Here is a 6450-nt window from a genome sequence, read left to right as displayed (position 1 = left end):
CGGCCGGCCGGCGGGCCGGCCGCAGCCATGACCGGGCGTGGTGGCCCGCCGCGATCGTGAGTGCCGGGCGGCTGACCGATCTCGCCTACGCACTGGGCTGGCGGGTCGTCCGGCTGTTACCGGAGCCGCTGGCCGCCGCGCTGTTTCGGGCCGGCGCCGATCTTGCCTGGCATCGGGCCGGCCGTGGCGTGCGACGGCTGCGCGCCAACCTGGCCCGGGTCGTCCCGGCCGGCACCGATCTCGACAGCCTCACCCGCGCCGCGATGCGTTCCTACGCCCGCTACTGGCTGGAGGTCTTCCGGCTGACCGACCTTGGCCTCGAGCGCATCGTCCGCCGGATGCGGCTGCTCGACGAACAGACCCTGCGCGACGCCCACGCCCAGGGCCGCGGCGTTGTGATCGCCCTGCCGCACATGGGCAACTGGGAGCAGGCCGGCGCATGGCTGGTGGCCAGCGGTACGCCGTTCACCACCGTCGCGGAACGGCTGCGACCGGAGTCGCTGTTCGAGCGCTTCGTCGCCTTCCGGACCGCTCTCGGCATGGAGGTCATCCCGCTGACCGGCGGTGAGTCCCCGCCCTACGGGCTGCTCGCCGCACGGCTGCGGGCCGGTGGCACGCTGTGTCTGCTGGCCGATCGGGACCTGTCTCGTTCCGGGGTGCCGGTGCGTTTTTTCGGCGCGACCGCCACGATGCCCGGCGGTCCGGCCGCCCTGGCGCTGGAGACCGGCGCCGTGCTGCTGCCGGTCACCCTCTGGTTCGACGTTGACGGCTGGAGCGGCCGGATCCACCCGCCCGTCCCGCACAGTGACGTCGCCACGATGACCCAGACCCTTGCCGACGCCTTCGCCGAGGGCATCTCCGCTCATCCCGCCGACTGGCACATGCTGCAGCGGGTCTGGCGCGACGATGTGCCCTCGGTCTCGGCGCCCGTCTCGGTCTCGGCGCCGGCTTCGGCGTCGGGGACATGAGAATCGGAATCGCCTGCCCGTACACCTGGGACGTGCCCGGCGGGGTGCAGGTGCACGTACGGGACCTGGCCGAGACGTTGATCGCGGCCGGCCACGAGGTGTCGGTGATCACCCCGGTCGACGACGAGCGGACCCTGCCGCCGTACGCGGTGGACGTCGGGCGGGCGCTGCCCGTGCGTTACAACGGCTCGGTGGCCCGGCTGCTGATGGGCCCGGTCTCCGCCGCCCGGGTGCGCCGTTGGCTGCGCGAGCACGACTTCGACGTGCTGCACGTCCATGAGCCGAGCGCGCCCAGCATCGGCCTGCTGGCCTGCATGCTCGCCGATGGTCCGATCGTGGCGACGTTCCACACCGCCAACCCGCGCTCGCGGTTCCTCACCGCCGCCCACGGCGCACTGCAGCCGTCGTTCGAGAAACTGCGGGCACGCATCGCCGTGTCCGAGGCGGCCCGGCGCACCCTGGTCGAGCATCTGGGCGCGGATGCGATCCTGATCCCCAACGGGGTCGCGGTGGACGGTTTCGCCGACGCCGAGCCCCTGCCCGGCTACGGTGACGGCCAGCCCACCGTGGTGTTCCTCGGCCGCATCGACGAACCCCGCAAGGGACTCGACGTCCTGCTCGCCGCGATGGGGCCGCTGCTGGCCACCGTCCCCGACGTCCGACTGCTCGTCGCCGGTCCCGGGGACGTCGCCGGCCTGCGTGCCCGCCTCGACCCGCGGCTGCGCGACCGGGTCGACCTGATCGGGCTCGTCTCCGACGCGGACAAGCCTCGGGTGTTCGCCTCCGGCCAGGTCTACTGCGCGCCGAACACCGGCCAGGAAAGCTTCGGCATCGTGCTGCTGGAGGCGATGGCGGCGGGCACCCCGGTGGTCGCCAGCGACCTGGACGCGTTCCGCCGGGTCCTCGACGACGGCCGGGCCGGGCGGCTGTTCGAGGTCGGCGATCCGGCACGGCTCGCCGCGGTGCTCGCCGAGGTGCTCACCGACCCGGGCGGTGTCACCGATCTGGTGCGTCACGCCCATACGGTGGCGAAGGCGTACGACTGGCGCACCATCGCCGAGCGCATCGTCGGGGTCTACCAGATGGTCTCCGGCGACGGGCGGGTATCGGTCGCCTCCGGCTGACCGCGGGCCTGGTCACACTCGGAGGTTGGCTACGCTGCGCGAGATGGACGCCCTCGTGGTGGTGGTTGCCCTGGTGGTGGCGATCGCGACCTATCTGACCTGGCTGGCGCTGCGCCTTGACCGACTCGCCGCCCGGGTCGCCGACGCCCGCGAGGGACTGGTCACCCAGCTCGTGGCCCGTGCCGATGCCGCGAACACGCTGGCCACCTGCTGCGCGCTGACCGATCTCGCCGACAGCGTCCGCCGGGCGCGGGCGGTCCACCCGGTGCTGCTGGCTGGTGGCCCGCTGGACGGCGCGGTGGAGCTGGCCGAGAACGTGCTGAGCCGATCGCTGCGTTCCGGCGAGGTCGCGGCAGCCGGCCAGCGGTTCCCCGCCGAGCTGCACGCCGTTGACAGCGAGGCCGCCCGGGTCGCCCTCGCCCGGCAGTTCCACAACGACGCGGTCCGGGATCTGCGGGCCCTGGCCGGGCGCCGGCTGGTGCGGCTGCTGCACCTGGCCGGGCGCCGGCCGAGGCCCGGTTACTTCGAGATCGACGACGCCCTGCCGGCCCGGGGTGACCTGCCGGACCTGGCCACCTGACCCCCGCCCGGCCCCACGGCGGCGCTGACCGACCGGACTGCGCCGTACGATGGGATACCGACCCACCCGCACGGGAATCACCGGGCCGGGCATCCGAGCTCCCCCGCAGCGTCCGAACCGGCGCGGCGCGGGCGATGGCGGTGCCGGCTCGTGTGTGGTGCCCGACTGGAGCGAAAGCGACGGCACATCATGTCCGAGGCCCAGAGCGCCCCCAGCAGCGGCCCGGCGGCCGACTCCACCCGCCCCGGCGACCCGGCGGCCCGCCACGCCGGTACGGCCCGCGTCAAGCGCGGTATGGCGGAGATGCTCAAGGGCGGCGTGATCATGGATGTGGTGACCGCGGAACAGGCGCGCATCGCCGAGGACGCCGGCGCCGTCGCGGTCATGGCGCTGGAGCGGGTGCCCGCCGACATCCGGGCCCAGGGCGGGGTCGCGCGGATGAGCGACCCGGACATGATCTCCGAGATCGTCGCCGCGGTGTCGATCCCGGTGATGGCCAAGGCGCGGATCGGTCACTTCGTCGAGGCCCAGGTGCTGCAGGCCCTCGGGGTCGACTATGTCGACGAGTCCGAGGTGCTCACCCCGGCCGATCCGCACCACCACATCGACAAGTGGAAGTTCACTGTCCCGTTCGTCTGCGGGGCGACGAACCTCGGTGAGGCCCTGCGTCGGCTCGCCGAGGGAGCGGCGATGATCCGCTCGAAGGGCGAGGCGGGCACCGGCGAGGTGTCCAACGCCGTGGTGCACATGCGCACCATCCGCGCCGAGATCGCCCGGCTGGCAGCGCTGCCGGCCGAGGAGCTGTACGCGGCGGCCAAGGAGCTGCGCGCCCCGGTCGAGCTGGTCACCGAGGTGGCCCGGCTCGGGCGGCTGCCCGTCGTGCTGTTCACCGCCGGCGGCATCGCGACCCCGGCGGACGCGGCGCTGATGATGCAGCTCGGCGCGGACGGCGTGTTCGTCGGCTCCGGGATCTTCAAGTCCGGCGATCCGGCGCGCCGGGCCCGGGCGATCGTCGAGGCCACCACCATGTTCAACGATCCGGACGTGTTGGTGAAGGTGTCCCGCGGCCTGGGCGAGGCGATGGTCGGCATCAACGTCTCGGAGCTGCCCGCGGCGGCCCGCTACGCCGATCGTGGCTGGTGAGCGGCCCGCGGATCGGCATCCTCGCGCTGCAGGGGGACGTACGCGAGCACTCCCGTGCGCTCACCCTGGCCGGCGCGCAGCCGGTGGAGGTCCGCCGGGCGGCGGAGCTGGACGAGGTGGACGGGCTGGTGTTGCCCGGCGGGGAGTCCACCACCATCGGGCGGCTGCTGCGGGTGTTCGCACTGCTGGAACCGCTGCGGGAGAGGGCCGCGGCGGGCCTGCCCATGTTCGGCTCGTGTGCTGGCATGATCCTGCTTGCACGGGACGTCGTGGACGGCCGGCCCGACCAGCCTCTGGTCGGCGGGCTGGACATGGTGGTCCGGCGCAACGCGTTCGGCCGGCAGGTCGACTCGTTCGAGGTGGATCTCGACGTCGTCGGTGTGCCGGGACCGCCGGTGCATGCGGTCTTCATTCGGGCACCATGGGTGGAAAAGGCAGGCGACGGGGTCGAGGTACTGGCCCGCGTGGCCGAGGCGCCGGTGGCGGTCCGGCAGGGCTCGCTGCTGGCCACGGCGTTTCACCCCGAGCTCACCGGTGACTTCCGGGTCCACCGGCTCTTTGTCGACATCGTGCGATCATCCGGATCTGGTCGGTGATCGAGAGTAAGAGGGGCAGGACATGAGCGGTCACTCCAAGTGGGCGACCACGAAGCACAAGAAGGCGGTCATCGACGCCCGGCGCGGCAAGCTGTTCGCCAAGCTGATCAAGACGGTGGAGGTCGCGGCCAAGACCGGCGGGGGCGACCCGGCCGGCAACCCGACACTCGCGGACGCCATCGCCAAGGCGAAGTCCCAGTCGGTGCCGAACGACAACATCGACCGGGCGGTCAAGCGTGGCTCCGGCGAGCTCGGCGGCGGCGCGAACTACGAGTCCATCACCTATGAGGCCTACGGGCCGGCCGGGGTGGCGGTGCTCGTCGAGTGCCTGACCGACAACCGCAACCGGGCCGCGTCCGACGTCCGGGTGGCGATCACCCGCAACGGCGGGACTGTGGCCGACCCGGGCTCCGTGTCGTACCTGTTCAACCGCAAGGGTGTCGTGCTGCTCGCCAAGTCCGACGGGCTGACCGAGGACGACGTGCTGCTGGCCGTCCTCGATGCCGGTGCCGAGGAGGTCAACGACCTCGGGGACGACTTCGAGGTGATCTCCGAGGCGACGGACCTGCATGCGGTGCGGGTGGCGGCCGCCGACGCCGGCCTTGAGGTCAGCTCGGCGGACATCTCCTGGCTGCCGAGCGTGAGCGTGCAGCTGGACGCCGAGCCCGCCGCCAAGGTGCTCAAACTGGTCGAGGCGGTCGAGGACCTGGACGACGTGCAGAACGTCTGGTTCAACGGCGACATCTCCGACGATGTCATGGAGCTGGTCACCAGCTGACCGCACCGAACTCGGCCGGTCGGCCGCGATCGGCGTGTCGTGGATGTCGCGGTTGCACCGCGCGCCGTAGTATCGAACGGGTGTTCCTACCGTGGCGTGGGCCCGTGCCCGGGTCTGCACCGTGTGATCGTGGGCTGTGCGTTCGTGCGGCTGTGCGTTCGTGCGGCGGTGCGTTCGTGCGGCGGTGCATCCACGGAGCCGGGCGTCCATGGCGGGGCGGTTCCCAGGCGTGCGTACTCGGGAGGGTGGATGCGGGTGCTCGGGGTCGATCCGGGGCTGACCCGGTGTGGTCTGGGGGTGGTCGACGGCGGCGTTGGCACCCGGGCCACCCTGGTCGAGGTCGGAGTGGTGCGCACCTCGGCCGGGGCGGACGTGGCCGACCGGTTGCGGGCCATCGCCGATGGGATCGACGCCTGGCTGGACCGCACCCGGCCGCAGGCAGTAGCTGTGGAACGGGTGTTCAGCCAGGCCAACGTGCGCACGGTGATGGGCACTGCCCAGGCCGGAGCCGTGGCCATCATGCTGGCGGCGCGGCGCGATCTGCCGGTGGGCCTGTACACGCCCAGCGAGGTCAAGGCCGCGGTCACCGGCAGCGGCCGGGCGGACAAGGCGCAGGTCGGCTTCATGATCAGTAAGCTGCTCGGGTTGGCCGAGGCGCCGCGCCCCGCCGACGCCGCTGACGCGCTGGCGCTCGCCCTGTGTCACCTGTGGCGCGGGCCGGCCCTGGCCCGGATGCGCGCGGCAGCCGGCACCGGCACCGGTCTCGGGGGCGTGCGGTGATCGCGTCGGTGTCGGGCACGGTCAGGGCGCTCGGGCCGGTGTCGGCCGTCGTCGAGGTCGGCGGGGTGGGGCTGCTGGTCCAGTGCACTCCGGCGACGCTCGCTGCCCTGCAGGTGGGCGAGCCGGCCACCCTGGCCACCACCCTGGTCGTGCGCGAGACGGAGCTGACCCTCTACGGGTTCGCCGACGCCGACGCGCGGGACGTCTTCGAGATCCTGCAGTCCGCGGCCGGTGTGGGCCCGAAACTGGCCCAGTCCGTCCTTGGTGTGCACGATCCCGACACGGTCCGTCGCGCCGTCGCCGAGGAGGATCTCACCGCCCTGACCCGGGTGCCCGGCATCGGGCGCAAGGGAGCCCAGCGCATCGTGCTGGACCTGCGCGACCGGCTCGGTCCGCCCCGCAACCCAGTGCACTCCGGCGACGCTCGCTGCCCTGCAGGTGGGCGAGCCGGCCACCCTGGCCACCACCCTGGTCGTGCGCG

Annotated in this window: 8 protein-coding genes; all 8 read left to right on the top strand. The window is 72.9% G+C overall.

The genetic code is table 11. The features are described 5' to 3' along the window. Positions 1-53 precede the first annotated feature (53 nt). Entirely contained in the window at positions 54-968 is a 915-nt protein-coding gene (locus ND747_RS19545; protein ID WP_251735244.1) for a phosphatidylinositol mannoside acyltransferase, read from the top strand. Beyond that, on the top strand, positions 965-2092 hold the full coding sequence (locus ND747_RS19540) for a glycosyltransferase family 4 protein (protein WP_251735240.1): 1128 nt from the start codon (positions 965-967) through the stop codon (positions 2090-2092). The genes ND747_RS19545 and ND747_RS19540 overlap by 4 nt, the downstream gene beginning before the upstream one ends. Positions 2093-2135: 43 nt before the next feature. Beyond that, a complete protein-coding gene (locus ND747_RS19535; protein ID WP_251735238.1) occupies positions 2136-2672 on the top strand; it encodes a hypothetical protein in 537 nt (178 codons plus the stop codon). A 189-nt stretch (positions 2673-2861) separates the two neighbouring features. Continuing rightward, positions 2862-3815 carry a pyridoxal 5'-phosphate synthase lyase subunit PdxS gene (gene pdxS, locus ND747_RS19530; protein ID WP_285900813.1) on the top strand — a complete coding sequence of 318 codons (954 nt, stop codon included), beginning with the start codon at positions 2862-2864 and terminating at the stop codon, positions 3813-3815. Then, on the top strand, positions 3812-4411 hold the full coding sequence (pdxT, locus tag ND747_RS19525) for a pyridoxal 5'-phosphate synthase glutaminase subunit PdxT (protein ID WP_251735236.1): 600 nt from the start codon (positions 3812-3814) through the stop codon (positions 4409-4411). Before pdxS ends, pdxT begins: the two co-directional genes overlap by 4 nt. A 22-nt stretch (positions 4412-4433) precedes the next feature. Further along, the gene (locus ND747_RS19520) at positions 4434-5189 is read left to right on the top strand and encodes a YebC/PmpR family DNA-binding transcriptional regulator (protein ID WP_251735234.1); all 756 of its coding nucleotides are present in this window, start codon (positions 4434-4436) and stop codon (positions 5187-5189) included. Positions 5190-5438: 249 nt separating this feature from the next. Beyond that, entirely contained in the window at positions 5439-5969 is a 531-nt protein-coding gene (gene ruvC, locus ND747_RS19515; RefSeq protein ID WP_251735232.1) for a crossover junction endodeoxyribonuclease RuvC, read from the top strand. Then, positions 5966-6450: Holliday junction branch migration protein RuvA (ruvA, locus tag ND747_RS19510; RefSeq protein ID WP_251735231.1), on the top strand; the 485-nt coding region annotated here is incomplete at its 3' end. The genes ruvC and ruvA, both read left to right, overlap by 4 nt.

Source organism: Frankia sp. R82 (assembly GCF_023716925.1).
In the GTDB taxonomy this organism is placed as follows: domain Bacteria; phylum Actinomycetota; class Actinomycetes; order Frankiales; family Frankiaceae; genus Frankia.
Note: the sequence above shows the minus strand (reverse complement) of the source record. Positions and strands in the feature narration are given on the sequence as shown.